Annotated in this window: 21 protein-coding genes; 17 read left to right on the forward strand and 4 right to left on the reverse strand. The window is 72.6% G+C overall.

The window, feature by feature from the left end:
* Positions 1-930 carry a cation diffusion facilitator family transporter gene (locus ACFYVJ_RS05740; RefSeq protein ID WP_388886932.1) on the reverse strand — a complete coding sequence of 310 codons (930 nt, stop codon included), beginning with the start codon at positions 928-930 and terminating at the stop codon, positions 1-3.
* A gap of 158 nt (positions 931-1,088) precedes the next feature.
* A complete protein-coding gene (gene galE / locus ACFYVJ_RS05745) occupies positions 1,089-2,075 on the reverse strand; it encodes a UDP-glucose 4-epimerase GalE (protein ID WP_388886934.1) in 987 nt (328 codons plus the stop codon).
* A 189-nt stretch (positions 2,076-2,264) separates the two neighbouring features.
* Here galE and ACFYVJ_RS05750 point away from each other — a divergent pair, with 189 nt between their 5' ends.
* Genes ACFYVJ_RS05750 through ACFYVJ_RS05780 form a run of 7 tightly spaced genes read left to right on the forward strand, consistent with a single transcriptional unit; the run spans position 2,265 to position 9,308 of the window.
* On the forward strand, positions 2,265-4,070 hold the full coding sequence (locus tag ACFYVJ_RS05750; RefSeq protein WP_388887349.1) for a DUF5941 domain-containing protein: 1,806 nt from the start codon (positions 2,265-2,267) through the stop codon (positions 4,068-4,070).
* Complete coding sequence (locus ACFYVJ_RS05755; RefSeq protein WP_101420197.1) at positions 4,067-4,801, forward strand: sugar phosphate nucleotidyltransferase; 735 nt, start codon at positions 4,067-4,069, stop codon at positions 4,799-4,801. Before ACFYVJ_RS05750 ends, ACFYVJ_RS05755 begins: the two co-directional genes overlap by 4 nt.
* Positions 4,789-5,853, forward strand: a complete 1,065-nt coding sequence (locus tag ACFYVJ_RS05760; RefSeq protein ID WP_047019334.1) for an iron-containing alcohol dehydrogenase family protein — start codon at positions 4,789-4,791, stop codon at positions 5,851-5,853. The genes ACFYVJ_RS05755 and ACFYVJ_RS05760 overlap by 13 nt, the downstream gene beginning before the upstream one ends.
* Positions 5,831-6,610 (forward strand): CDP-alcohol phosphatidyltransferase family protein, encoded by a 780-nt coding sequence (locus ACFYVJ_RS05765; RefSeq protein WP_047019335.1) that lies wholly within the window; start codon positions 5,831-5,833, stop codon positions 6,608-6,610. The genes ACFYVJ_RS05760 and ACFYVJ_RS05765 overlap by 23 nt, the downstream gene beginning before the upstream one ends.
* A 5-nt stretch (positions 6,611-6,615) precedes the next feature.
* Positions 6,616-7,539: a glycosyltransferase family 2 protein gene (locus ACFYVJ_RS05770; RefSeq protein WP_388886935.1), complete on the forward strand. Its 924-nt coding sequence runs from the start codon at positions 6,616-6,618 to the stop codon at positions 7,537-7,539.
* Positions 7,540-7,582: 43 nt separating this feature from the next.
* On the forward strand, positions 7,583-8,509 hold the full coding sequence (locus ACFYVJ_RS05775; RefSeq protein WP_388886936.1) for an ABC transporter permease: 927 nt from the start codon (positions 7,583-7,585) through the stop codon (positions 8,507-8,509).
* On the forward strand, positions 8,496-9,308 hold the full coding sequence (locus ACFYVJ_RS05780) for an ABC transporter ATP-binding protein (RefSeq protein WP_388886938.1): 813 nt from the start codon (positions 8,496-8,498) through the stop codon (positions 9,306-9,308). The genes ACFYVJ_RS05775 and ACFYVJ_RS05780 overlap by 14 nt, the downstream gene beginning before the upstream one ends.
* A gap of 67 nt (positions 9,309-9,375) precedes the next feature.
* Here the strand turns inward: ACFYVJ_RS05780 and ACFYVJ_RS05785 are convergent, their stop codons facing one another.
* Positions 9,376-11,592, reverse strand: a complete 2,217-nt coding sequence (locus ACFYVJ_RS05785; RefSeq protein ID WP_388886939.1) for an MMPL family transporter — start codon at positions 11,590-11,592, stop codon at positions 9,376-9,378.
* A gap of 84 nt (positions 11,593-11,676) precedes the next feature.
* Between ACFYVJ_RS05785 and ACFYVJ_RS05790 the strand changes: the two genes are divergently transcribed.
* The 10 genes from ACFYVJ_RS05790 to ACFYVJ_RS05835 all read left to right on the forward strand — a co-directional run bounded on the left by ACFYVJ_RS05790 (position 11,677) and on the right by ACFYVJ_RS05835 (position 24,370).
* On the forward strand, positions 11,677-12,336 hold the full coding sequence (locus ACFYVJ_RS05790; protein WP_388886940.1) for a TetR/AcrR family transcriptional regulator: 660 nt from the start codon (positions 11,677-11,679) through the stop codon (positions 12,334-12,336).
* A 322-nt stretch (positions 12,337-12,658) separates the two neighbouring features.
* Complete coding sequence (gene hpnC / locus ACFYVJ_RS05795; RefSeq protein ID WP_388886942.1) at positions 12,659-13,555, forward strand: squalene synthase HpnC; 897 nt, start codon at positions 12,659-12,661, stop codon at positions 13,553-13,555.
* Between the two features lie 7 nt (positions 13,556-13,562).
* Positions 13,563-14,498 (forward strand): presqualene diphosphate synthase HpnD, encoded by a 936-nt coding sequence (hpnD, locus tag ACFYVJ_RS05800; protein ID WP_388886944.1) that lies wholly within the window; start codon positions 13,563-13,565, stop codon positions 14,496-14,498.
* A gap of 217 nt (positions 14,499-14,715) precedes the next feature.
* Positions 14,716-16,161: a hydroxysqualene dehydroxylase HpnE gene (gene hpnE, locus ACFYVJ_RS05805; RefSeq protein ID WP_388886946.1), complete on the forward strand. Its 1,446-nt coding sequence runs from the start codon at positions 14,716-14,718 to the stop codon at positions 16,159-16,161.
* 23 nt (positions 16,162-16,184) lie between these two features.
* On the forward strand, positions 16,185-17,279 hold the full coding sequence (locus tag ACFYVJ_RS05810) for a polyprenyl synthetase family protein (protein ID WP_388886948.1): 1,095 nt from the start codon (positions 16,185-16,187) through the stop codon (positions 17,277-17,279).
* Positions 17,280-17,328: 49 nt separating this feature from the next.
* The gene (gene shc / locus ACFYVJ_RS05815) at positions 17,329-19,362 is read left to right on the forward strand and encodes a squalene--hopene cyclase (protein WP_388886950.1); all 2,034 of its coding nucleotides are present in this window, start codon (positions 17,329-17,331) and stop codon (positions 19,360-19,362) included.
* Positions 19,362-20,027, forward strand: coding sequence for a 1-hydroxy-2-methyl-2-butenyl 4-diphosphate reductase (locus ACFYVJ_RS05820; protein ID WP_388886951.1), 666 nt, complete (start codon positions 19,362-19,364; stop codon positions 20,025-20,027). Before shc ends, ACFYVJ_RS05820 begins: the two co-directional genes overlap by 1 nt.
* Positions 20,027-21,079 carry an adenosyl-hopene transferase HpnH gene (hpnH, locus tag ACFYVJ_RS05825; RefSeq protein ID WP_388886952.1) on the forward strand — a complete coding sequence of 351 codons (1,053 nt, stop codon included), beginning with the start codon at positions 20,027-20,029 and terminating at the stop codon, positions 21,077-21,079. The genes ACFYVJ_RS05820 and hpnH overlap by 1 nt, the downstream gene beginning before the upstream one ends.
* Position 21,080: 1 nt before the next feature.
* On the forward strand, positions 21,081-22,994 hold the full coding sequence (dxs, locus tag ACFYVJ_RS05830; RefSeq protein WP_388886953.1) for a 1-deoxy-D-xylulose-5-phosphate synthase: 1,914 nt from the start codon (positions 21,081-21,083) through the stop codon (positions 22,992-22,994).
* Positions 22,991-24,370 (forward strand): aspartate aminotransferase family protein, encoded by a 1,380-nt coding sequence (locus ACFYVJ_RS05835; protein ID WP_388886954.1) that lies wholly within the window; start codon positions 22,991-22,993, stop codon positions 24,368-24,370. The genes dxs and ACFYVJ_RS05835 overlap by 4 nt, the downstream gene beginning before the upstream one ends.
* A gap of 32 nt (positions 24,371-24,402) precedes the next feature.
* On the opposite strand, the gene ACFYVJ_RS05840 is transcribed toward ACFYVJ_RS05835, so the two are convergent.
* Complete coding sequence (locus ACFYVJ_RS05840) at positions 24,403-25,194, reverse strand: tyrosine-protein phosphatase (RefSeq protein WP_388886955.1); 792 nt, start codon at positions 25,192-25,194, stop codon at positions 24,403-24,405.
* Between the last annotated feature and the right edge of the window lie 40 nt (positions 25,195-25,234).

Below are 25,234 nucleotides of genomic sequence, written 5' to 3' on the forward strand. Positions count from 1 at the left end.
TCAATGACAGAGATTTGCCTCGTGCTTCGCGTGTCCGACCGGCTCGATCTGGAATGTGCAGTGGGCGACATCGAAGTGATCGCCGAGGCACCCCTGCAGATCGTGCAGCAACCTCTCCTGACCCACCGCCTGCAGCACGTTCTCCTTGACGACCACGTGGGCCGATATCACCGGCATCCCCGAGGTGATCGTCCACACGTGCAGATCGTGCAGCTCCACCACGCCCGGCAGCGCCAGGATGTGCGTCCGCACCTCGGAGACGTCCACGTCCTTCGGCGCCGCCTCCAGCAGCACGTCCAGCGCCTCGCGCAGCAGCCGGAACGTCCGCGGGATGATCATCGATCCGATGGCGAGCGAGGCCACCGGGTCCGCGTACTGCCAGCCGGTGGTGATGATCACCAGCGCCGAGATGATCACCGCGACCGAGCCCAGCGCGTCCGCCAGCACCTCCAGGAAGGCGCCGCGCACGTTCAGGCTCTCCTGCCGGCCGCGCATCAGCAGGGCCAGTGAGATCAGGTTGACCACCAGGCCGGCGGCACCGAAGGCGAAGGTCAGCCCGCCCTCGATCTCCGGCGGGTCCATGAAGCGCGTGACCGCCTGGTAGAGGATGTAGCCGCCGACGCCGAAGAGCAGCAGACAGTTCGCCAGTGCCGCCAGGATCTCGGCCCGCGCGAAGCCGAAGGTGCGCCGCTCGCTCGTCGGCCGGTTCGCGAAGTGGATCGCCAGCAGCGCCATGGAGAGCCCGACCACGTCGGTCGCCATGTGCCCGGCGTCCGCGACGAGCGCCAGCGAGCCGGTGATCACCCCACCGACCACCTGCAGCCCCAGCACCGAAAGGGTGAGGACGAGGGCGATGCGCAGCCGGCCGCGGTGCGCGGCGGAGGCCGTGCCGCCGGACGGTCCGTGGGAGTGGTCGTGCCCTGCACCCATGCCGCATGCCCTCCGGTTCCCAGGCGGTCGCGGACAGGCCCTCGTGCCTGCCCGACGATCTCAGTGAACTACGGGCAGGGGGTATTCGCCAAACCTTGACATGAAGTCGGTTTTCATCGTCTGACCTGCGGAAACGCTCCTGCGGGCGTCTCGGCTGGTCAGCCGCGCCGCGCCTCCGGATGTCTGTGCAGCCAGCCCGCCCAGGCGGACTCGACCATGGCGCGCACGTCCAGCCGCGGCAGCCACCCCAGCTCCTTGGCCGCCAGGTCGTACGACGCGACCACCCGGGCCGGGTCCCCGGGGCGGCGGGGGAGGACCTCGGGGGCGTGTGCGCGCCGCCCCGTGACCTCGGCCACGATGTCGGCCAGCTCCCGCACCGACACGCCGGTGCCGCTGCCGAGGTTCACCGTCAGGTCGCCGGAGACCGCCGGGGCGGCGACGCGGCGGGCCGCCGCCAGGTGGGCGTCGGCGAGGTCGACGACGTGCACGTAGTCGCGGACGCAGGTGCCGTCGGGGGTGGGGTAGTCGTCGCCGAAGATCCGCATCGGCTGGTGCGCGGTCAGCCGCTCGAAGAACATCGGGACCACGTTGAAGACCCCGGTGTCCGCCAGCTCGGGGGCGGCGGACCCGGCGACGTTGAAGTAGCGCAGGCAGGCGGTGGCCAGCCCGTGCGCGCGCCCGGTGGCCCGCAGCAGCCACTCGCCGGCGAGCTTGGTCTCGCCGTACGGGTTGATCGGCACGCAGGGGGTGTCCTCGGTGACGAGGTCGACGTCGGGCATGCCGTAGACGGCGGCCGAGGAGGAGAGGACGAAGCGGCGGACGCCCGCGGCCACCACGGCCTCCAGCAGCACGCCGAGGCCGTGCACGTTCTCCCGGTAGTACGAGAGCGGCTGCTCCACCGACTCTCCGACCTGCTTCTTCGCCGCCAGGTGCAGCACGCCCGTGACGTCGTACTCGGCGATGGTGCGGTCGAGCAGCAGCCGGTCCAGGAACGTACCGCGCACCAGCGGTACGTCCGCGGGCAGCCGGGCCGGATTGCCGGTGGACACGTCGTCCAGCACGACGACCCGCTCCCCGGCACCCGTCATGGCCCGCACGACATGCGCGCCGATATAACCGGCCCCGCCGGTGATCAACCACGTCATGCCGGAACACTACCGCCCCGGTTTGGAGCAGGGGTGCGAGCTGCGAAATGATGATCGCCACCCGGTGGAGGCGAACGGGCGGTGAACCCGTGGTTCCACGGATCCGCTAACCTCTGCCGACAGCCGCCCGGCCGGACGGGGGAGGGGCGGTCCCGCCTGCCGTCCCGCTTGCCCGAGGAGTGAGTTCGTCTGCGGACCGCAATCCTGATCGGCCCGCCCGTCCCGGGGTCCCCCCTGGAGAGCGACCTGAGGTCGCTGGGCTACGACGACGTGCGTACCGCCGCGGACGTGGCCGACGCCGCCACCGTCCTCGCGCTGCTGCCCGAGGAGGGCGGGGTCGCGCTCGTCGACAGCCGCTTCGTCGGCCACCGGCACAGCCTGCGCCTCACCCTCGCCGACCCCCGCTTCCCGGGCGCGGCCGTGCCCGGGGTGGTCGCGGTGCGTACGCCCGCGGCCCGTACCGCGCTCTCCCGCGCGGTGATGCGCAGCCACACCCTGGACGGCGTCGCCGAGCAGACCGCCGCGCAGCTCGCGGAGGCCGACGGGCCGCTGGCCCGGCCGGAGCTGGGCGTGCTGGTGGCGGCCGTACCGGAGGACGCCCTCGCGCGGGCGAAGGCCACGGACGCGGTCGCCGCCGTGGACGAGGAGAAGGCCCGGCTGCGCGCCGCGGTCAAGAGCCGCGACGGGTTCTTCACCACCTTCTTCATCAGCCCCTACTCGCGCTACCTGGCCCGCTGGTGCGCCGACCGCGGTCTCACCCCGAACCAGGTCACCACCGCCTCCCTGGCCACCGCCGTGCTCGCGGCCGGCTGCGCGGCCACCGGTACCCGCGGCGGCTTCGTCGCCGCCGGCGTGCTGCTCATGCTCTCCTTCGTGCTGGACTGCACCGACGGCCAGCTCGCCCGCTACTCGCTGCAGTACTCCACGATGGGCGCCTGGCTCGACGCGACCTTCGACCGCGCCAAGGAGTACGCCTACTTCGCGGGCCTCGCCATCGGCGCCGCCAACGCCGACGGCGACGACGTGTGGGCCCTCGCGCTGGGTGCCATGGTGCTGCAGACCTGCCGGCACGTCGTGGACTTCGCCTTCAACGAGTCCATCGCCGGCACCGCCGTCGCGGCGGCCAACACCAGCCCCACCGCGGCGCTCTCCGAACGCCTCGACCGGCTCGGCTGGACGGTGTGGCTGCGCCGCATGGTGGTGCTGCCGATCGGCGAGCGCTGGGCGCTGATCGCCGTGCTCACCGCCGTCACCACCCCGCGCACCGTCTTCGTCGTCCTGCTGATCGGCATGGGGCTCGCCGCCTCCTACACCACCGCGGGCCGGGTGCTGCGCTCCCTCAAGCGCCGCGTCCCGCGCACCGAGCAGGCGCTCAGGGCGCTGGACGAGCTGACCGACACCGGCCCGCTCGCCGAAGCCGCCGCCCGCTCCCTGCGCGCCCCCGTGCGCTCCCTGCCGTCGTACGCCGCGCCCGCCGTCGCCGCCGCCGGCGGTGTGCTCCTCGTGGCGCTGGCGCTCTTCACCCCGTTCGGCACCTGGTGGGCCCTCATAGGTGCCGTCGGCTACGTCCTGACCTCCGCACTCGCCGTCGCCCGGCCGCTCGCGGGCCCGCTGGACTGGCTCGTGCCGCCGGTCTTCCGGGCCGCCGAGTACGGCCTCGTCCTCGCGCTCGCGGCCCGCTCCGAGGTGAACGGAGCGCTTCCTGCGGCTTTCGGACTGGTGGCCGCGGTCGCCTACCATCACTACGACACCGTGTACCGCATCCGCGGCGGCACGGGTGCGCCCCCGCGCCTGCTGGTGCGGGCGATCGGCGGGCACGAGGGACGGGCGCTGGCGGTCACGCTGGCGGCAGCCCTGCTGACCGGCACGCGCTTCACGTTCGCGCTCGCGGCCATCGCCGTGGCCGTGGCGCTGGTGGTGCTCACCGAGAGCATCCGCTTCTGGGTCTCCTCCGGAGCCCCCGCCGTACACGACGAAACAGGAGAACCCGCATGATCGGCCTCGTGCTGGCGGCCGGCGCCGGACGGCGTCTGCGCCCCTACACCGACACCCTGCCGAAGGCCCTGGTGCCCGTGGACGGCGAAACCACCGTCCTCGACCTCACCCTCGGCAACTTCGCCGAGATCGGGCTCACGGAGGCGGCGATCATCGTCGGCTACCGCAAGGAGGCCGTGTACGAGCGCAAGGAGGCACTGGAGCGCACGTACGGGCTGAAGCTCACCCTGATCGACAACGACAAGGCAGAGGAGTGGAACAACGCCTACTCCCTCTGGTGCGGCCGGGATTCGGTCCGGCACGACGTGATCCTCGCCAACGGGGACACGGTCCACCCGGTCTCCGTCGAGAAGACGCTGCTCGCCGCCCGCGGCGGCGGCAAGAAGATCATCCTCGCCCTCGACACGGTCAAGAAGCTCGCCGACGAGGAGATGAAGGTCGTCGCCGACGAGAAGGGCGTCCGGAAGATCACCAAGCTGATGGACCCGGCCGAGGCCACCGGCGAGTACATCGGCGTCACCCTCATCGAGGGCGACGCGGCCGACGAGCTGGCCGACGCGCTGAAGACCACCTTCGAGCGCGACCCCGACCTCTACTACGAGGACGGCTACCAGGAGCTGGTCAACCGCGGCTTCCGGATCGACGTCGAGCCCATCGGCGACGTCGCCTGGGTCGAGATCGACAACCACGAGGACCTCGCCAAGGGCAGGGAGATCGCGTGCCGGTACTGACCCGCCTGATCCCGTCGCCGCTGACGGTCGACATCCGGGCCGGGGCGCTGGACGACCTCGCTGACCTTCTCTCCGACCAGCGTGTCGCGCCGTCGGGCCGGCTCGCCTTCGCCATCAGCCCGCGCTCCGGGCAGGCGCTGCGCGACCGCTTCGCGCCGGCGCTGCCCGGCGCCGACTGGTTCGCCGACGCCGACGGCACCATCGACGGCGCGGTGCGGCTGGCCGACTCCATCAAGCGCACCGGGCGCTACGACGCCGTCGTCGGCCTCGGCGGCGGCAAGGTCATCGACTCCGCGAAGTACGCCGCCGCGCGCGTCGGCCTGCCGATGGTCGCCGTGGCCACCAACCTCGCCAACGACGGCCTCTGCTCGCCGGTCTCGACGCTCGACAACGACGCCGGGCGCGGCTCGTACGGCGTGCCGAACCCCATCGCGATCGTCATCGACCTCGACGTCATCCGCGAGGCCCCGGCGCGCTTCGTCCGCGCCGGCATCGGCGACGTGACGTGCAAGCTGTCCGCCGTCGCGGACTGGGAGCTGTCCCACCGGGAGACCGGCGAGCCCATCGACGGTCTCGCCGCCGCGATGGCCCGCAGCGCCGGCGACTCGGTGCTGCGCCATCCGGGCGGGATCGGCGACGACGACTTCCTCGTCATCCTCGCCGAGGCGCTGGTGCTCTGCGGCATCGCGATGTCCGTCGCCGGCGACAGCCGGCCGGCGTCCGGCGCATGCCATGAGATCAGCCACGCCTTCGACCTGCTGTACCCCAAGCGCTGCGCGCTCCACGGCGAGCAGTGCGGCATCGGCGGGACCTTCGCCACGTTCCTGCGCGGCGACCGGGAGACGGCGCTGCTGATGGCGCAGGTCCTGCGCCGGCACGGGCTGCCGGTGCTGGCCGACGACATCGGCTTCGCGGACGACGAGTTCGTGAAGGCCATCGAGTTCGCGCCGCAGACCCGGCCCGGCCGGTACACGATCCTCGAACACCTCGACCTGTCCACCGACGAGATCAGAGACGCCTACGCCGACTATGCCAAAGCCATCGGTAGCTGAGCTACGGCCCGTGGTCCACCCTCCGGGGGTGAAGGACCGGCGCAGCGGGGAGCACTGGGCCGGCCGCCTGTACATGCGCGAGATCTCGCTGCGCGTCGACCGGCACCTGGTGAACACCCGGGTCACGCCCAACCAACTGACGTACGTCATGACCCTCGCCGGCGTGCTCGCCGCCCCGGCGCTGCTGGTCCCCGGGATCGCCGGGGCCCTGCTCGGCGTACTGATGGTCCAGTTGTACCTGCTGCTCGACTGCGTCGACGGGGAGGTCGCCCGCTGGAAGCAGCAGTTCTCCATCGGCGGCGTGTACCTCGACCGGGTCGGCGCGTACCTCTGCGACGCCGCGGTGCTGGTGGGCTTCGGCCTGCGCGCCGCCGACCCGTGGGGCGAGGGCTCCGTCGACTGGCTGTGGGCCTTCCTCGGCACGCTCGCCGCGCTGGGCGCCGTGCTGATCAAGGCGGAGACCGACCTGGTCGGCGTCGCCCGCCACCAGCAGGGACTGCCGCCGGTCAAGGAGTCCGCGGCCGAGCCTCGCTCCTCGGGTGTCGCCGTGGCCCGCAAGGCGGCGTCGGCGCTGAAGTTCCACCGGCTGATCCTGGGGATCGAGGCGTCACTCCTCATCCTCCTGCTGGCGATCCTCGACCTGATCAAGGGGGACCTTTACTTCTCCCGGCTCGGTGTCGCCGTTCTCGCCGCGATAGCGATGCTGCAGACCCTCCTTCACCTGGTCAGCATTCTGGCCTCCAGCAGGTTGCGGTGAGCCGAATGACATATGAACACCAGCCCCGGCAAGCGGAGGCCAAGCGTCCGGAGGACGTCAGGGTCGGCGCGGTCGTGATCACGATGGGCCAGCGCCCCGAGGAGCTTCGCGCGCTGCTGGAGTCGGTCGCCAAGCAGGACGGCGCGCCGGTCGAGGTGGTCGTCGTCGCCCAGGGCGTGACCGTGCCGAACATCCCGCAGGGCGTACGGGTCGTCGAGCTGCCCGAGAACCTGGGCATCCCCGGCGGCCGCAACGTCGGCATCGAGGCGTTCGGCGAGGGCGGCCGCGATGTCGACGTATTGCTCTTTCTCGACGACGACGGTCTTCTGCCACAACAGGACACGGCCCGGCTGGTGCGCGAGGCGTTCGCCGCCGACCCGCGCCTGGGCATCGTGAGCTTCCGCATCGCCGACCCCGAGACCGGGGTCACCCAGCGCCGGCACGTGCCCCGGCTGCGCGCCTCCGACCCGATGCGCTCCTCGCGCGTCACCACCTTCCTCGGCGGCGCCAACGCCGTGCGCACGGAGGTGTTCCAGGAGGTCGGCGGGCTGCCGGACGACTTCTTCTACGCCCACGAGGAGACCGACCTCGCCTGGCGGGCGCTGGATGCGGGCTGGCACATCGACTACCGCGCCGACATGGTGCTGCACCACCCGACGATGCCGCCCAGCAGGCATGCCACGTACCACCACAACGTGGCCCGCAACCGGGTCTGGCTGGCCCGCCGGAACCTGCCCGCGCCGCTCGTCCCGGTCTATCTGGGTGTCTGGTTCCTGCTCACCGTGGCACGCAGCCCCTCCCCGGCTGTGCTGAAATCATGGCTCGTAGGCTTCCGGGAGGGCTGGCGCGCGCCGTGCGGGCCGCGCAAGCCCATGAAGTGGCGTACGGTGTGGCGGCTGACCCGGCTGGGACGACCGCCCGTGATCTGACAAGCTCGTACCGTTGAGTGTCTGAGGACGAAAGTTACCGACTGTGAGCGAAACGGCAGTGGGCGCTCCGCCCAAGCGCCATCCCGATGACGGGCTGACCCCGGCCGAGTTGGCCGCCAAGTACGGCCTCACGGTGAGCGGCGCGCGACCCGGACTGCCCGAGTACGTGCGGCAGCTCTGGGCGCGCCGCCACTTCATCCTGACCTTCTCGCGCGCCAAGCTCACCGCGCAGTACAGCCGGGCGAAGCTGGGCCAGGTCTGGCAGGTGCTGACCCCGCTGCTGAACGCGACGGTCTTCTTCTTCATCTTCGGCGTGCTGCTCGGCGGCCGCGCCGGCATGAGCAACGACGTCTACATCCCGTTCCTGGTCACGGGGGTGTTCGTGTGGACGTTCACCCAGCAGTCCGTGATGTCGGGCGTCCGGTCGATCTCGGGGAACCTGGGCCTGGTGCGGGCGCTGCACTTCCCGCGGGCCGCGCTGCCGATCTCGTTCTCGCTGCAGCAACTGCAGCAACTGCTCTACTCGATGACGGTGCTGGCCGTCATCCTGGTCGCCTTCGGCTGGTACCCGACGTGGACGTGGCTGCTGATCGTGCCGATCCTGGCGCTCCAGTACGTCTTCAACACCGGCCTGGCGATGGTCGTGGCCCGGCTGGGCAGCGACACGCCGGACCTCGCGCAGCTCATGCCGTTCATCCTGCGCGCCTGGATGTACGGCTCGGGCGTGATGTTCCCGCTGCAGTACATGATGACGGTGCGGGCCAACGCGCCGCAGTGGGCCACCGACCTCGTCGCGATGAACCCGGCCGCTGTATACATGGACCTCATGCGCTACGCCCTCATGGGGGACTTCCCCAAGGCCTACCTGCCGCCGTACGTCTGGCTGCTGGCGGCGGGCTGGGCAGTGGTGATCGGCGCCTTCGGTTTCGTGTTCTTCTGGAAGGCTGAGGAGCGATATGGCCGTGGCTGAACATCCGACGAGCCGCGCCGAGACCGACACGCCCGCCGACCAGCGGGTGCCGACGGTCATCGCGGACGACGTGCACATCGTGTACCGGGTGCAGGGCGGCTCCCGCGGCAAGGGCAGCGGCGCCGCCGCGCTGAACCGCATCCTGCGCCGGGACAAGGGCGACCGGGTGCGCGAGGTGCACGCGGTGCGCGGCGTGAGCTTCACGGCGTACCGCGGCCAGGCCATCGGCCTGATCGGCTCCAACGGCTCCGGCAAGTCGACGCTGCTGAAGGCCATCGCCGGCGTGCTGCCCACGCACAGCGGCAAGGTGTACACCAATGGCCAGCCCTCGCTCCTCGGCGTCAACGCGGCGCTGATGAACGACCTCACGGGCGAGCGGAACGTGATGCTCGGCGGGCTGGCGATGGGCATGACCCGCGAGCAGATCCGCGAGCGGTACCAGAGCATCGTCGACTTCTCCGGCATAAACGAGAAGGGCGACTTCATCACCCTGCCCATGCGGACGTACTCCTCCGGCATGGCGGCGCGGCTGCGGTTCTCCATCGCCGCGGCCAAGGACCACGAGGTGCTGATGATCGACGAGGCGCTGGCCACCGGCGACTTGCGGTTCCGCAAGCGCTCCGAGGCCCGGCTGCGCGAGCTGCGCAAGGAGGCCGGGACGGTGTTCCTGGTCAGCCACACCAACAAGTCCATCCGCGACACCTGCGACCGGGTGCTGTGGCTGGAGAAGGGCGAGTTGGTGATGGACGGGCCGACGGACGACGTGCTGAAGGAGTATCAGGAGTTCTCCAAGCGGTAGCCGCGCGTACGCGCAGAAGGGCCCCGCCGCGTGTCGCGGCGGGGCCCTTGCCGTACGTACTCGGCGCTCACACCCCGGCCGGGGCGCGCTCCGACTCCCGCTCGGGCGCGGCGGGCCCTGGCCCGGCCTCGCTCAGGCCCACCCGGTGGTGCACCCGGCGCAGCCAGCGCGGGGCGTACCAGGCGTGCTTGCCCAGCAGCCGCATCGCGGCCGGCACCAGCACGCCGCGGACCGCGATCGCGTCGATGAGGATGGCGAGCCCGCTGCCCAGGCCGAACATCTGGATGAAGCTGACCTCGCCGGTGCCGAAGGCGAAGAAGCTGACGGCCAGCAGCCCGGCGGCCATGGTCACGATCCGGCCGGTGCGGGCCAGTCCGCTGGTCACCGCGGTGGCCGGGTCGGCGCCCGCGTCGTGCAGTTCCTTGATCCGGCTGGTGAGGAAGACCTCGTAGTCCATCGACAGGCCGAAGGCGATGCAGAACATCAGTACGGTCATCGCCGTGTCCATCGGCTGCGGCGTGAAGCCGAGCAGCCCGCTGAGATGGCCGTCCTGGAAGATCCACACCATCACGCCCATGGCCGCGGCCAGGCTGACGGCGTTGAGGGCGACCGCCCGCAGCGGCTGCACCACGCTGCCGGTGAAGAGGAACAGCAGCACGAACGTCGTGATCAGGACCATCCCCACGGCCAGCGGCAGCCGGCTGCCGATGCTGTCCTTGGCGTCGACCAGCTCCGCGTCGGTGCCGCCGACCAGGGTCTCCACCCCGCCGGGCGCGGGCACCGCGCGGACGTCCTCGACCAGTTGCTGCGCCGCGCCCGACTTGGGCGCGGGGACTACGGAGACGGTCAGCCGCTGCGCGTCCGGGCGGCCGAGCGCCTCGGCGGCGGGACCCGCGGGACCGGCCGCGCCGTCGGCGTACGTGCCGTTGCTCGCGGCGACCCGGGCGACGCCGTCCAGCCGGGACAGCTCGGTGGCGTACGCGGTGAGGTCGGGCCCGGCGACGGCGCCGGTGGTCACCACGTCGACGGCGGTGCTGTCGTCGACGGCGAAGTCCTCGCGCAGCGTGGTGGCCACCTGGCGGCTCTGCGCGCTCTCCGGCAGCACCCGCTCGTCCGGGGTGCCGTAGCTGACGCCCAGCAGCGGGGAGGCGGCCAGCAGCAGCACGCCGAGGACCGGCAGCGCGGTGAGTGCGGGGCGGCGCATGACGGTGCCGGCGATCCGCCCCCACAGCGGCGCGTCGGTGCGCCGCATGGCCCGGGCGCCCGGGACCCGGCCGCGGTTGACGCGGTGGCCGAGGACGGCGAGCAGGGCGGGGATGATCACCAGCGCGCTGATCGCGGAGATGGCGACGACGCCGATGCCCGCGTAGGCGAAGGACCGCAGGAAGTACTGCGGGAAGACCAGCAGCGCCGCGAGCGCGGCGACGATCGTCGCGGAGGAGAACGCGATCGTACGGCCCGCGGTCGCCACCGTACGCCGGATGGCCGCAGGCACCTCGTCGCCCGCGGCCAACTGCTCGCGGAACCGGCTGACCAGCAGCAGCCCGTAGTCGATGCCGAGGCCGAGCCCCAGCGCGATGGTGAGGTTGACGGAGAAGACCGAGACGTCGGTCAGGCTGCCCAGCACCCACAGCTCGGCGAAGGTGCCGAAGATGGCGACCAGCCCGATCGCCAGCGGCAGCAGCGCCGCGATGACGCTGCCGAAGGCGAGGACCAGCAGTACGAGGGTGAGGGGTACGGCGATCGCCTCGGCCAGCGCCAGGTCGGCGGCGACCTGGGTGGAGACGTCGTTGCTCACCGCCGCTCCGCCGCCCGCCCTGACCGTGACGCCGTCGCGGGTGCCGGCGTACTCGTCGGTCAGCGCCCGGGCGTTGTCGGCCTCCTTCTCGTCGCCGCCGGCGACATGCGCGAGGACGAGCGCCTGGCTCCCGTCCTGCGACGTCAGCCCCTCGCCGCCGCGGTCCCAGTACGACATGACGCTGGTGACGGCGGAGTCCGCCCGCAGCCCCTCGGTCACCTCTTGCCCGCGTTCGCGGGCCGCGTCCCCGCCGAGCCCCCCGGACTCGGCGGAGACGAGCAGGACCAGGTTCGTATCGCCCCCGAATCTGTCGTCGATCACCTCCTGCGCCTTGCTCGACGGCGACCCCGGATCGCTGAAGCCGCCGGCGCTGAGCTTGCCGAAGGCCCCGAAGCCGAGTGCCGCCATGGCGACGACCGCGACGACGGCGAGTGCGAGCACGAGCCGGGTCCTGCGCAGTACGAGCTCCGCAATGCGTGTCAGCACGGTGCTCCCCTTCCCATGTTTATGACGTTAACATTGAGCCTTGCAGGTGATGTTAATACTGTCAACATGAGGCATGATGCGACTATGAGCGAGGTCAGGAGCGGGAAGGCCGGCTATCACCACGGCGACCTGCGGAACGCGCTGGTCGACGCGGCTTCTGAACTGGCCCGCGGCGGCGGGCCCGAGGCGGTCGTGCTGCGCGAGGCGGCCCGGCGCGTCGGCGTGTCACCGACGGCCGCGTACCGCCACTTCGCCAACCAGGCCGATCTGCTGCAGGCGGTCAAGGACGAGGGCCAGCGGCGGCTGGCGGACTCGATGGAGAAGGTGATCGCCGAGACCGAGGGACCGCCGGGCGGTGATCCCGCCGAGGCCGCCAAGGGCCGGCTCATGGCGCTCGGCCTCGGCTACGTGCGCTTCGCCGTCACCGAACCCGGCATGTACCGCGCGGCCTTCTGCCGGGTCGAGCACGACCAGAAGCCGTGGACCCACGGCGACGGTGTCGGTGACCTCCACCCGGGAGACGTCCGCTCCTTCCGGCTGCTCATCGGCGCCATGGACGCCCTCGACGCCGCCGGCGTGATGCGACCGGGCGTACGGACCGGCGCGGAGTTCGCCGCCTGGTCCTCCGTGCACGGGCTTGCGATGCTGCTCCTCGACGGGCCGCTGAGTGACGTGCCGCCCCCGCAGCGGGACGCGATCGTCACCCGCACGCTCACCATGATCTTGGACGGTCTCACCGTGTGACCCGGCAAACCCCTTGCGCACGACGGCGTTTCGCGCCTCTTCCGGCGCGCGCGGATTGAGGTGACCACCGCATGCCGCGTCTTCGTCCTGTACGGCGTACGCTGGACCGGTGCTGTTTGGCGGCATGTGGGCGATAAGGGAGCTTGGGGGTTGCCCCGGACCTGCTCGGGGTCACGACGCCGGCGGCGGCGTGTCCGGAATGGGCACATCTGGGTACGCGGTGTAGAACGGGAGGCGTGACGGCTATGGCGAAGACGAAACCCCAGCTCGAAGGCGCGCCCGCCGTCTGCTCCCCGGGGGCGGCAGCCCAGGGCAGTCGCCGGTGACTCCGGCGGACGACGCTCCGTCGCGCGCCGTACTCGGCCAGGCCGCCGACGAGAACTTCCCCGTGGCCCCGTTCTTCCTGCCCCGTGCCTGGCGCGCGGACCTGATGGCGCTCTACGGCTACGCCCGGCTCGTCGACGACATCGGGGACGGCGACCTCGCCCCCGGCGGCGCCGACGCCGCCGCCCTCGGCCTCGGCCCGGACGAGGCCGACGACACCCTCGCGCTCCTCGACGCGCTGGAGGCCGACCTGGAGCGGGTCTTCACCCCCGGCGCCACGCCCGGCCACCCCCTGCTGCGCCGGCTGCGCCCCACGGTCCGCAGCCACCGGCTGTCCCCGCAGCCGTTCCACGGCCTGCTCCAGGCGAACCGGCAGGACCAGAAGGTCCGGCGCTACGAGACGTACGCCGAGCTGGAGGGCTACTGCGAGCTGTCCGCCAACCCGGTCGGCCGGCTCGTCCTCGCCGTGACCGGCACCGAGAGTCCCGAGCGCATCCGGCGCTCGGACGCGATCTGCACCGCTCTGCAGATCGTCGAGCACATCCAGGACGTCGCCGAGGACCTCGGCCGGGACCGCATCTACCTCCCCGCGGAGGACATGCGCCGCTTCGGCGTCACCGAGGCGGACCTCGCCGGGCCCAGCGCCGGCGAGCCGGTGCGCGCCCTGATCCGGTACGAGGCCGAGCGCGCGGCGCGGCTCCTCGACGAGGGCGCGCCCCTCGTCGCCAGCGTGCGCGGCCGGCTGCGGCTGCTGCTCGCCGGCTTCGTGGCCGGCGGGCGCGCGGCTCTCGCCGCCGTCGCCGCGGCCGGCCACGACGTGCTCCCCGGACCCCCGAAGCCCACCCGGCGCAGGCTGCTGCGCGAGGTGGGGTCGACCCTGCGACGAGAGGGGTGACCGCACCGTGACGACACCGTCGCGCGCGGCCTACGCATCCGCACAGGTGCTCACCGCGTACCGGTACTGCGAGGCCGTCACCGGCCATCAGGCCCGGAACTTCGCGTACGGCATCAGACTCCTGCCGTACGACAAGCGGCTGGCGATGTCCGCGCTGTACGCGTTCTCGCGCCGCGTGGACGACATCGGCGACGGCGAGCTGCCACCCGAGACCAAGCGCGCCCGGCTGGAGGACACCCGCGCCCAGCTCGACCGCATCCGGGCCGGCCAGGTCGCCGAGGACGACACCGACCCCGTCGCCGTGGCCCTCGCCCACGCCGCACGCCGGTTCCCGATCCCCCTCGGCGGCCTCGACGAGCTGATCGACGGCGTCCTCGCCGACGTACGCGGCCAGGAGTACGAGACCTGGGAGGATCTGAAGGACTACTGCCGCTGCGTGGCCGGCGCCATCGGGCGGCTCTCCCTCGGCGTGTTCGGCACCGTGCCCGGCACCCGGCACTCCGAGCGCGCCCCGGACCACGCCGACACGCTCGGGCTCGCGCTGCAACTGACGAACATCCTGCGGGACCTGCGCGAGGACGCCGCCGAGGGCCGCAGCTACCTGCCCGCGGTCGACCTCGCCAAGTTCGGCTGCTCCGCGGGCTTCCACGGCGACACCGCGCCGGCCGGCTCGGACTTCCCCGGTCTGGTGCAGTTCGAGGTGCGCCGCGCCCGCGCGCTCTTCGCCGACGGCTACCGGCTGCTGCCCATGCTCGACCGGCGCAGCGGCGCCTGCGTCGCGGCGATGGCCGGGATCTACCACCGGCTGCTGGAGCGGATCGCCGCCGACCCCGAGGCCGTGCTGCGCGGACGGGTGTCGCTGCCGGGCCGGGAGAAGGCGTACGTCGCGGTCCGCGGCCTGGCCGGGGTCGACGCCCGGCAGGCGAGCCGGAGGTCCCGGTGAGCCCCGCGTCCGGCGCCTGGGCGGGCCTGCCGGACGTACGCGGGGAAGGCCCCGTAAACACGGCGCGCGAGACGGGTCGGGAGCGCCCGGAGGCGCCCTCGGCGTGCGCTGTGGCGCACGGGGCGCAGGGGTGTGCGCCGCGGCCCGCCCAGGTGTGCGGCGCGGCGCGGCGGGCCAGACATAGTGGGTGTCGACACGGGTGGGGAGGTGGCCGGTGATGGCTGATCCCGGCCCGGACAGACGGCCGCGGGCCGTGGTCGTCGGCGGCGGGCTCGCCGGGATGACCGCCGCGATGGGACTCGCCGACTGCGGCGTCGACGTCACGCTCCTCGAAGGCCGCCCGCGCCTGGGCGGGCTCGCCTTCTCCTTCCGCCGCGGCGAGCTGTCCGTCGACAACGGCCAGCACGTCTACCTGCGTTGCTGCACCGCGTACCGCTGGTTCCTCGACCAGGTCGGCGGCGCCGGGCTCGCGCCGCTGCAGGAGCGCCTGGAGGTGCGCGTGCTGGACGCCGCCACCCCCGCCCGCAAGGGACCGGGCCCGCGCACCGGCACGCTCGGCCGCACCGACCTGCCCGTGCCGCTGCACCTCGCCGCCGGCCTCACCCGCTACCCGCACCTGTCGCTCGCGGAGCGCGCGAGCGTGGGCCGCGCCGCGCTGGCGATGCGCCGGCTCGACCCCGCCGACCCCGCCCTGGACGGCGTGGACTTCGCCAGTTGGCTGCACAAGCACGGCCAGTCGCCGCGCGCCGTCGCGGCGCTGTGGGACATGGTCGGCGTCGCCACCCTCAACGCCTTCGCCCCGCAGGTCTCCCTCGGGCTGGCCGCGATGGTCTTCAGGACCGGGCTGCTCACCGAGCGCGGCGCCGCCGACATCGGCTGGGCCCGGGTACCGCTCGGCGAACTGCACGACACGCTCGCCCGCCGCCGGCTGGAGCGCTCCGGCACCCGCATCATGATGCGCACCCGCGCCACCGAACTGCGCCGCGGCCCGGCCGGCGGCTGGCAGGTCGACGTCGCCACCGGACCCGAACGGGCCGGCGGCACCCCCGCGACGCTCGACGCCGACGCCGTGGTCCTCGCCGTACCGCAGCGCGAGGCGCACGGGCTGCTGCCGGCCGGCGCGCTCGACCACAAGGACCGGCTGCTGCAGATCGGCACCGCGCCCATCCTCAACCTCCATGTCGTGTACGACCGGCGGGTGCTGCACTCCCCGTTCGTCGCCGCGATCAACACCCCCGTGCAGTGGATCTTCGACCGCACGGACACCTCCGGCCTCGCCGACACCCCCGGGGGCCGGGGCTGCCAGTACGTGGCGGTCTCCCAGTCCGCCGCGCAGGACGACATCGAGCGGCCCGTCGGCGAGCTGCGCGAGCGTTACCTCCCCGAGCTGGCGAAGCTGCTGCCCGACGCCCGCGGCGCCGAGGTACGCGACTTCTTCGTCACCCGCGAGCGCACCGCGACCTTCGCCCCGGCACCGGGCGTCGGCCGGCTGCGCCCGGGTCCCCGGACCCACGCGCCCGGCCTCGCACTCGCGGGCGCGTGGACCGCCACCGGCTGGCCCGCGACCATGGAGAGCGCCGTTCTCAGCGGCCTCGCCGCGGTCCGCGAGACCCTCGGCGGCCTGGGTCGAGAAGTGCCGCGGAACCTGCTGGAAGCAGTTTGAGATCCGTCATCGGAGGAGAGAACGTGCCCCGTCCAGAACCGGACACCGACACCGCGGCCACCCCCGGCGCCGCCGAAGTCCTGGCCCTGCTGGACCATGCCCGGGAGCTCACCAACCCCGTGCTGCGTACCGTCGTCGACCGGCTCGTACCCCCGATGGACACCGTCGCCGCCTACCACTTCGGCTGGATCGACGCGCAGGGCAGCCCCACCGACGGAGACAGCGGCAAGGCCGTACGCCCCCTCCTCTCGCTGCTCGCTGCCGAAGCCGCCGGCGCCTCCCCGGAGACCGGCGTCCCCGGCGCCGTCGCCGTGGAGCTGGTGCACAACTTCTCCCTCCTGCACGACGACCTGATGGACGGCGACGAGCAGCGGCGCCACCGCGACACGGTGTGGAAGGTGCACGGCCCCGCGCAGGCCATCCTCGTCGGCGACGCCCTCTTCGCGCTCGCCTGCGAGCTGCTGCTGGAGCTCGACACGCCCGAGGCGGCGCGCGCCGCCCGCCGGCTGAACACCGCCACCCGCAGGCTCATCGACGGCCAGGCGCAGGACATCTCGTACGAGCACCGCGAGAGCGTCAGCGTCGCCGAGTGCCTGGAGATGGAGGGCAACAAGACCGGCGCGCTGCTCGCCTGCGCCTGCTCCATCGGCGCCGTGCTCGCCGGCGCGGGCGACGAGGCGGCCGACGGTCTGGAGCGTTTCGGCCTCCATCTGGGCCTGGCCTTCCAGGCCGTCGACGACGTGCTCGGGATCTGGGGCGAGCCCGCCGTCACCGGCAAGCAGACCTGGAGCGATCTGCGCCAGCGCAAGAAGTCCCTGCCGGTGTGCGCGGCGCTCGCCGCGGGCGGCCCGGCCTCCGCGGAACTGGCGAAGACGCTCGCCGCCGACGCCAAACGTGCCGACGACCGAAATACCGATGCAAAAAGTGACTTCGACGAGGAAGAATTCGCTGCCCGGGCCGCGTTGATCGAAGAAGCCGGGGGACGTCGGTGGACCCAGGAGGAGGCACAGAGGCAGCACGAGAGCGCTCTCGCCTCGCTCGACGGGGTGAAGATGCCCGACGACATCCGTGAACGGTTCGTCGCACTCGCCGACTTCGTCGTCGTACGCCGGCACTGACACCGACGCCCGGGCCCCGGGTCCGGACGTCCCTTCGAAAGGGGTGTGCATGAAAGCCACTGCCGATGGCGGCAACGCAACCGACACCGCCCCCGCAGGGGCGGCGGCTGCCTTACTGGCCGCGAGGCAGGCCGTGGAGCGGGCGAGCGCCAACCTGCTCGGCCGGCAGGACGTCGAAGGCTGGTGGAAGGGCGACCTGGAGACCAACGTCACCATGGACGCGGAGGATCTGCTGCTCCGCGAGTTCCTCGGCGTACGGGACGAGCACACCACCCGCGCCGCCGCCCGCTTCATCCGCGGCGAGCAGGGCCCCGAGGGCGCCTGGGCGACGTTCTACGGCGGTCCTGGCGACGTCTCCGCGACCGTCGAGGCGTACGTCGCGCTGCGGCTCGCCGGCGACGCGCCCGACGAGGAGCACATGGCGCGGGCCGCCGACTGGGTGCGCGCGCACGGCGGCATCGCCGCCACCCGCGTCTTCACCCGCATCTGGCTGGCGCTCTTCGGCTGGTGGCGCTGGGAGGACCTGCCCGAGCTGCCGCCCGAGCTGATCTACCTGCCGTCCTGGTTCCCGCTGAACATCTACGACTTCGGCTGCTGGGCCCGGCAGACGGTGGTGCCGCTGACCGTCGTCTCCGCCAAGCGCCCGGTGCACCCCGGCCCGTTCGCCCTCGACGAGCTGCACACCGACCCCGCCGTGCCCAACCCGGCCCGGCCGCAGGCGCCGGCGACGAGCTGGGACGGCCTCTTCCAGCGGCTGGACCGGGCGCTGCACGTGTACCGCAAGGTCGCCGTGCGCCCGCTGCGCAAGGCGGCGCTGCGCAGTTGCGCCCGCTGGATCATCGAGCGCCAGGAGAGCGACGGCTGCTGGGGCGGGATCCAGCCGCCCGCCGTCTACTCGGTGATGGCGCTGCACCTGCTCGGCTACGACCTGGACCACCCGGTGCTCAAGGCCGGGCTGGAGTCCCTGGACCGCTTCGCGGTCTGGACCGACGCCGCGGAGAAGCCCGCGGCGGATACCGGCGCCGCGAGTGACACGGGAGACACGCGCGACGACGGCCCGGTCCGGATGATCGAGGCGTGCCAGTCCCCGGTCTGGGACACCTGTCTGGCGACCATCGCGCTCGTCGACGCGGGCGTGCCCGCCGACCACCCCCAGCTCGTCAAGGCCGCCGACTGGATGCTCGCGGAACAGGTGCTGGCCACCGGCGACTGGTCCGTACGCCGCCCGGGACTCACCCCCGGCGGCTGGGCGTTCGAGTTCCACAACGACAACTACCCGGACACCGACGACACCGCGGAGGTCGTCCTGGCCCTGCGCCGCGTCGCCCACCCCGACCAGGCGCGCGTCGACGCCGCCGTGGAGCGCGCCGTGCGCTGGCTGGCGGGCATGCAGTCGAAGAACGGCGCCTGGGGCGCGTTCGACGCGGACAACACCTCGGCGCTCCCCAACAAGCTGCCGTTCTGCGACTTCGGCGAGGTCATCGACCCGCCGTCGGCCGACGTCACCGCGCACGTCGTGGAGATGCTCGCCGGCGAGAAGCTCGGCGACGACCCGCACGCCCGCCGCGGCGTCGCCTGGCTGCTCGCCGAGCAGGAGGCGGCCGGCGGCTGGTTCGGCCGCTGGGGCGTCAACTACGTGTACGGCACGGGCTCCGCGGTGCCCGCGCTGGTCGCCGCCGGGCTGCCCACGTCGCATCCGGCGATCCGACGGGCCGTCTCGTGGCTGGAGAGCGTGCAGAACGAGGACGGTGGCTGGGGCGAGGACCTGCGCTCGTACCCGGACCCGAAGTGGATCGCCCGCGGCGACTCCACCGCCTCGCAGACCGGCTGGGCGCTGCTCGCGCTGCTGGCCGCGGGCGAGCACGACAGCGTGGCCGTCGAGCGCGGCGTGGCCTGGCTGGCCCGTACCCAACTGCCCGACGGGTCCTGGGACGAGCCGCAGTTCACCGGCACCGGCTTCCCGTGGGACTTCTCCATCAACTACCACCTGTACCGGATGGTCTTCCCGCTCACCGCGCTCGGCCGCTATCTGTCCGCGACAGCCGGCCTGACGCCGGCCGCCGGTGACGGCCGGGAGGTCTGATGCCCGACGCACCCGCGCCGCTGCTCGTCGTCTGCGCCCTCGGCATCGAGCGCCGGGCGCTGGCCGCGGGCACCGGCCGCGCCGAGGGCGCGGCCGGCGACGCGGGTCCGGTCGACGTGCTGCGCACCGGTATGGGTCCCGAGCGGGCCGCGCGGGCCGTGGCCCGCCGGCTCGCGGAGGAGCCGTACCGGGAGGCGCCGGTGATCGCCTCCGGCTTCTGCGCCGGGCTGCTGCCCGACATGCGCCCCGGCGACGTCGTCGTCGCCGACGCCGTACGGCCCGACGGCGAGGCCGCCGGGACCACCGGCTGCCCGGACAACGGGCCGCTGCTCGACGCCCTCGCGCTCCTCGACGCCCGGGTGCACACCGGGCTGCTGCTCGGCACCGACCACGTCGTACGCGGCGCGGCCGGCCGCGCCGCGCTGCGCGAGCGCGGCGCGGTGGCCGTCGACATGGAGTCGGCCGCCACGCTGCGCACGGCCGCGGCGACCTCCGGGACCCGGCCGGTGGCCGCCGTCCGGGTGGTCGTGGACGCGCCCGAGCATGAACTCGTCCGTTTCGGAACGCTGCGCGGTGGCATCGCCGCGTACCGCGTGCTCAGCTCAGTTCTTCCTGCATTTTTCGAATGGCACCGTCATGTGATGATCCCCAGGAGGCGAACCTGATGGCCATGCCACTGCGCCAGTCGCTCAAGGTTGCCAGTTATCTCTTCTCGCAGCGGACGATCAAGCGACGGGAGAAGTTCCCGCTGATCGTCGAGCTGGAACCACTCTTCGCCTGCAACCTCAAGTGCGAAGGCTGCGGGAAGATCCAGCACCCCGCGGGCGTGCTCAAGCAGCGCATGCCGGTCGCCCAGGCGGTCGGCGCCGTGCTGGAGTCGGGCGCGCCGATGGTCTCGATCGCGGGCGGCGAGCCGCTGATGCACCCGCAGATCGACGAGATCGTACGGCAGCTCGTGGCCCGCAAGAAGTTCGTCTTCCTGTGCACCAACGCCATGCTGCTGCGCAAGAAGCTCGACAAGTTCGAGCCCTCGCCCTACTTCGCCTTCGCCGTGCACATCGACGGGCTGCGCGAGCGGCACGACGAGTCGGTCGCCAAGGAAGGCGTCTTCGACGAGGCCGTGGCGGCGATGAAGGAGGCGAAGCGGCGCGGGTTCCGGGTCACGACGAACTCCACGTTCTTCAACACCGACACCCCGCAGACCGTCGTCGAGGTCCTCGACTACCTCAACGACGACCTCCAGGTGGACGAGATGATGATCTCGCCCGCGTACGCCTACGAGAAGGCGCCCGACCAGGAGCACTTCCTCGGCGTCGAGCAGACCCGCGAGCTGTTCAGGAAGGCGTTCGCCGACGGCAACCGCAAGCGCTGGCGGCTCAACCACAGCCCGCTGTTCCTCGACTTCCTGGAGGGCAAGGTCGACTTCCCGTGCACGGCCTGGGCCATCCCCAACTACTCGCTCTTCGGCTGGCAGCGCCCCTGCTACCTGATGAGCGACGGGTACGTGCCGACGTACCGGGAGCTGGTCGAGGACACCGACTGGGACAAGTACGGCCGCGGCCGGGACGACCGGTGCGCCAACTGCATGGCCCACTGCGGGTACGAGCCCACCTCCATCCTCGCCACCACCGCCTCGCTCAAGGAGTCGCTGCGCGCCGCGCGGGAGACCGTCGGCGGCAACCGCACCCGAAAGGGAGCGCGAACGGGAGGGGAATGAGATGCCGCTCCTGGAGAGCATCGGCGGCCCCCGGGACCTGAAGGCGCTGCCGCCGGAGCGGCTGGACGAACTGGCGGCGGAGATCCGCGAGTTCCTCGTCCACGCCGTCGCCCGCACCGGCGGCCACCTCGGGCCGAACCTCGGTGTCGTCGAGCTGACGCTCGCGCTGCACCGGGTCTTCGACTCGCCGGCGGACCGCATCCTGTGGGACACCGGCCACCAGTCGTACGTGCACAAACTGCTCACCGGCCGCCAGGACTTCACCGGGCTGCGCGGCAAGGGCGGCCTGTCCGGCTATCCGTCGCGGGCCGAGTCCGGCCACGACGTGATCGAGAACAGCCACGCCTCCACCGTCCTCGGCTGGGCCGACGGCCTGGCCAAGGCCAACGAGCTGCGCGGCGGGAGCGACCACGTCGTCGCGGTCGTCGGCGACGGCGCGCTGACGGGCGGCATGGCCTGGGAGGCGCTGAACAACATCGCCGCCGCCCGCGACCGGCCGCTGGTCATCGTCGTCAACGACAACGAGCGCTCCTACTCGCCGACCATCGGCGGTCTCGCAGACCACCTCGCGACCCTGCGCACCACCGACGGCTACGAGCGCTTCCTGTCCTGGGGCAAGGAACTCCTCGACCGCACACCGGTGGTGGGCAGGCCGCTGTACGACTCGCTGCACGGCGCGAAGAAGGGCTTCAAGGACACCTTCGCGCCACAGGGCATGTTCGAGGATCTGGGGCTGAAGTACGTCGGCCCCGTCGACGGCCACGACATCGCCGCCGTCGAGTCCGCGCTGCGCCGCGCCAAGCGGTTCCACGGCCCGGTCCTCGTGCACTGCCTGACCGAGAAGGGCCGCGGCTACCAGCCCGCGCTGGACGACGAGGCCGACCACTTCCACACGGTCGGCGTCATGGACCCGTTCACCTGCGAGCCGGTCGCCCCGCCCGGCGCGCCGTCGTGGACCTCGGTCTTCTCCGACGAGCTGGTACGCATCGGCGCCGAACGCGAGGACGTGGTGGCGATCACGGCCGCCATGCTCCACCCCACCGGGCTCGCCGCGTTCGCCGCGGCGTACCCGGAGCGGGTGTGGGACGTCGGCATCGCCGAGCAGCACGCCGCGGTGTCCGCCGCGGGCCTGGCGACCGGCGGGCTGCACCCCGTCGTCGCAGTCTACGCCACGTTCCTCAACCGGGCGTTCGACCAGGTGCTGATGGACGTCGCGCTGCACCGCTGCGGGGTGACGTTCGTGCTCGACCGGGCCGGTGTGACCGGTCCCGACGGCGCCTCGCACCACGGCATGTGGGACATGTCGATCCTCCAAGTCGTACCGGGGCTGCGGATCGCCGCGCCGCGCGACGCGGACCAACTGCGCGCGCAGTTGGGCGAGGCCGTCGCCGTCGGCGACGCGCCCACCGTCGTGCGCTTCCCCCGGGGCACGGTGTCCGAGCCGATACCCGCGCTCGCGCGCATCGGGGGCATGGACGTGCTGCGCCGGGACGAGTGCGAGGACGTGCTCCTCGTCGGCGTCGGCGCCATGGCGTCCGTCTGCCTGGAGACCGCGGACCTGCTCGCCGCCCGGGGGCTGGGCTGCACGGTCGTGGACCCGCGCTGGGTCAAGCCCGTCGACGGGCACCTGCCGCCGCTGGCCGGCCGGTTCTCCACCGTCGCCGTGGTGGAGGACAACTGCGTCGCCTCGGGCGTGGGCGCCGCCGTCGGGCGGGCGCTGCGGGACGCCGAAGTCGACGTACCCTTGCGCACGTTCGGCCTGCCGGGGGAGTTCCTGCCGCACGGCACGCGGGCCGAGGTCCTGGCCGCGGCCGGGCTGACCCCGGCCCTGATCGCCGCCGCCGTGGGCGGGGTGCCCGCCGCCAGGGCCGGGGAGCCGGCCCGTACCAGGGAGAGGGAAGAAAGCACCCGATGAGCTTCGACATCGGGGCGCTGCTGGCCGAGCGCGGGGGAGAGCGCTACGACCTGCACGCCCGGTACCTCAACCACCAACTGCCGCGGATGCTGCACACGCTGGGCTTCGACAAGACGTACGTGCGCGGTCAGGGCGCGTACTTCTACGACGAGGAGGACCGGGACTACCTCGACCTCCTCGCCGGCTTCGGCGTCATGGGCCTCGGCCGCAACCACCCGGTGATCCGCAAGACCCTGCACGACGTGCTCGACCTCGACCTCGCCGACCTCACCCGCTTCGACTGCCAGCCGCTGCCCGGCCTGCTGGCGGAGAAGCTGCTGGGCTACGCGCCGCACCTGGACCGGGTGTTCTTCTCCAACAGCGGCACGGAAGCGGTCGAGACCGCGCTGAAGTTCGCGCGCTACGCGACCGGCAAGCCGCGCGTCCTCTACTGCGACCAGGCGTTCCACGGGCTGACCACCGGCTCGCTGTCCGTCAACGGCGTCGAGGCGTTCCGCGACGGCTTCGCGCCCCTGCTGCCGGACACCTCCGTCCCGCTGGGCGACCTGGACGCGCTGGCGCGGGAGCTGCGCGCCGGGGACGTCGCGGCGCTCGTGGTCGAGCCGATCCAGGGCAAGGGCGTGCACGCGCCGCCGCCCGGGTATCTGCGCGCGGCGCGGGAGTTGCTGCACAAGCACGGCGGGCTGCTCGTCGCGGACGAGGTGCAGACGGGTATGGGACGTACCGGGGAGTTCTTCGCGTACGACCACGAGGAGGGCGTCGAGCCGGACCTCGTCTGCCTGGCCAAGGCGCTGTCCGGCGGGTACGTGCCCGTGGGCGCCACCCTGGGCCGGGAGTGGATCTTCAAGAAGGTCTACTCGTCCATGGACCGCGTGCTGGTGCACTCGGCGAGCTTCGGCACCAACGCACCCGCGATGGCCGCCGGGCTCGCCACCCTGCACGTGCTGGAGGACGAGCGGCTCGTCGAGAACGCCCGGCACACCGGCGACCTGCTGCGCACCAGGCTCGCCGGACTGATCGACAGGTACGAGCTGCTGCACGACGTGCGCGGGCGCGGGCTGATGGTCGGCATCGAGTTCGGCAAGCCGGCGTCGCTGAAGCTGCGCGGGCGCTGGACGCTGCTCCAGGCCGCCCGCAAGGGGCTGTTCGCGCAATTGATCGTCGTGCCGCTGCTGCAGCGCCACCGCATCCTCACCCAGGTCTCCGGCGACCGGCAGGAGGTCATCAAGCTGCTGCCGCCGCTGGTGATCGGGGAGGCGGAGGTGGAGCGGTTCCTGGACGCGTTCACGTCGGTGATGGACGAGGCCCACGCGGGCGGCGGGCTGATCTGGGAGTTCGGCCGCACCCTGGCCAAGCAGGCGGTCTCCGGCCGCTGACCGGCCGGGTGGCGGCCGGGCGCGCCGCCGGGTCAGGCGGTGAGCAGGTTGGCGCGCAGGCGGTCGCGGGTGGTGTGGCCGAGGCCGAGGGCCTCGTGGAGGTAGCGGTCGACGGTGCCCCAGCGCTCGGCGATGGTGGCGAAGGCCGCCCCCAGGTAGCTCGCCCGGGCGTCGAACAGCGGGCTCAGCAGCTCCATCACCTCGGGCGACGTGCCGCCCTGCGCGCCCTCGCCGCGCTGGACCCGGTAGCGGCGGTGCTGGGCGTTGGACTCCAGGTAGTCCGCCTCGATCGCCTCCCGCTCGACGCCCACGGCCAGCAGCGCGAGCGCGATCGTCAGCCCGGCCCGGTCCTTGCCCGCCGCGCAGTGCAGCAGCGCGGGGGTGCCGTCGTCGGCCAGCGAGTGCAGGACCCGGGAGTGCTCCGCGTTGCGGTTGAGGATCATGTCCCGGTACGAGTCCTCCATGCGCGCCGCCGCCTGCCCGTCGCCGAGCAGCGAGCGCAGGGTCGGTATGTCGCCGTCGCGGACCAGCTTCCAGAACTCCTTGCCCTCCGCGGGGTCGTTGAGCGGCACGTTGACGTTCCGTACGCCCGGCAGGTCGACGTCGGGGCCGTCGAGGCGGATGTCGGCGGCGTTGCGGAAGTCGTAGACCGTGCGCAGGCCGAGCGAGCCGAGGAAGGCGGTGTCCTCGGCGGTGGCGTGGGCCAGGTGCCCGCTGCGGAAGAGCCGGCCGGGCCGGGTGCGGCCGCCGCCCGTGGTGGGCAGCCCGCCGACGTCGCGGAAGTTGCGGACACCGGTCAGCTCCGGCTCGGTCGTCTGCGTCATCGGGGCTCCGTAACGTCGGGAGGGCGCGGCACTTCGACAG

The organism is Streptomyces sp. NPDC004134 (assembly GCF_042874195.1).
In the GTDB taxonomy this organism is placed as follows: Bacteria; Actinomycetota; Actinomycetes; order Streptomycetales; family Streptomycetaceae; genus Streptomyces.

What these genes read in the sequence shown, in the direction of transcription:
- ACFYVJ_RS05740 (WP_388886932.1), bottom strand. Translation starts at nt 930, where the DNA reads ATGGGTGCAGGGCACGACCACTCCCACGGACCGTCCGGCGGCACGGCC.
- galE (WP_388886934.1), bottom strand. Translation starts at nt 2,075, where the DNA reads ATGACGTGGTTGATCACCGGCGGGGCCGGTTATATCGGCGCGCATGTC.
- ACFYVJ_RS05755 (WP_101420197.1), top strand. Translation starts at nt 4,067, where the DNA reads ATGATCGGCCTCGTGCTGGCGGCCGGCGCCGGACGGCGTCTGCGCCCC.
- ACFYVJ_RS05765 (WP_047019335.1), top strand. Translation starts at nt 5,831, where the DNA reads ATGCCAAAGCCATCGGTAGCTGAGCTACGGCCCGTGGTCCACCCTCCG.
- ACFYVJ_RS05770 (WP_388886935.1), top strand. Translation starts at nt 6,616, where the DNA reads ATGACATATGAACACCAGCCCCGGCAAGCGGAGGCCAAGCGTCCGGAG.
- ACFYVJ_RS05780 (WP_388886938.1), top strand. Translation starts at nt 8,496, where the DNA reads ATGGCCGTGGCTGAACATCCGACGAGCCGCGCCGAGACCGACACGCCC.
- ACFYVJ_RS05790 (WP_388886940.1), top strand. Translation starts at nt 11,677, where the DNA reads ATGAGCGAGGTCAGGAGCGGGAAGGCCGGCTATCACCACGGCGACCTG.
- hpnE (WP_388886946.1), top strand. Translation starts at nt 14,716, where the DNA reads ATGGCTGATCCCGGCCCGGACAGACGGCCGCGGGCCGTGGTCGTCGGC.
- shc (WP_388886950.1), top strand. Translation starts at nt 17,329, where the DNA reads ATGAAAGCCACTGCCGATGGCGGCAACGCAACCGACACCGCCCCCGCA.
- ACFYVJ_RS05820 (WP_388886951.1), top strand. Translation starts at nt 19,362, where the DNA reads ATGCCCGACGCACCCGCGCCGCTGCTCGTCGTCTGCGCCCTCGGCATC.
- hpnH (WP_388886952.1), top strand. Translation starts at nt 20,027, where the DNA reads ATGGCCATGCCACTGCGCCAGTCGCTCAAGGTTGCCAGTTATCTCTTC.
- dxs (WP_388886953.1), top strand. Translation starts at nt 21,081, where the DNA reads ATGCCGCTCCTGGAGAGCATCGGCGGCCCCCGGGACCTGAAGGCGCTG.
- ACFYVJ_RS05835 (WP_388886954.1), top strand. Translation starts at nt 22,991, where the DNA reads ATGAGCTTCGACATCGGGGCGCTGCTGGCCGAGCGCGGGGGAGAGCGC.
- ACFYVJ_RS05840 (WP_388886955.1), bottom strand. Translation starts at nt 25,194, where the DNA reads ATGACGCAGACGACCGAGCCGGAGCTGACCGGTGTCCGCAACTTCCGC.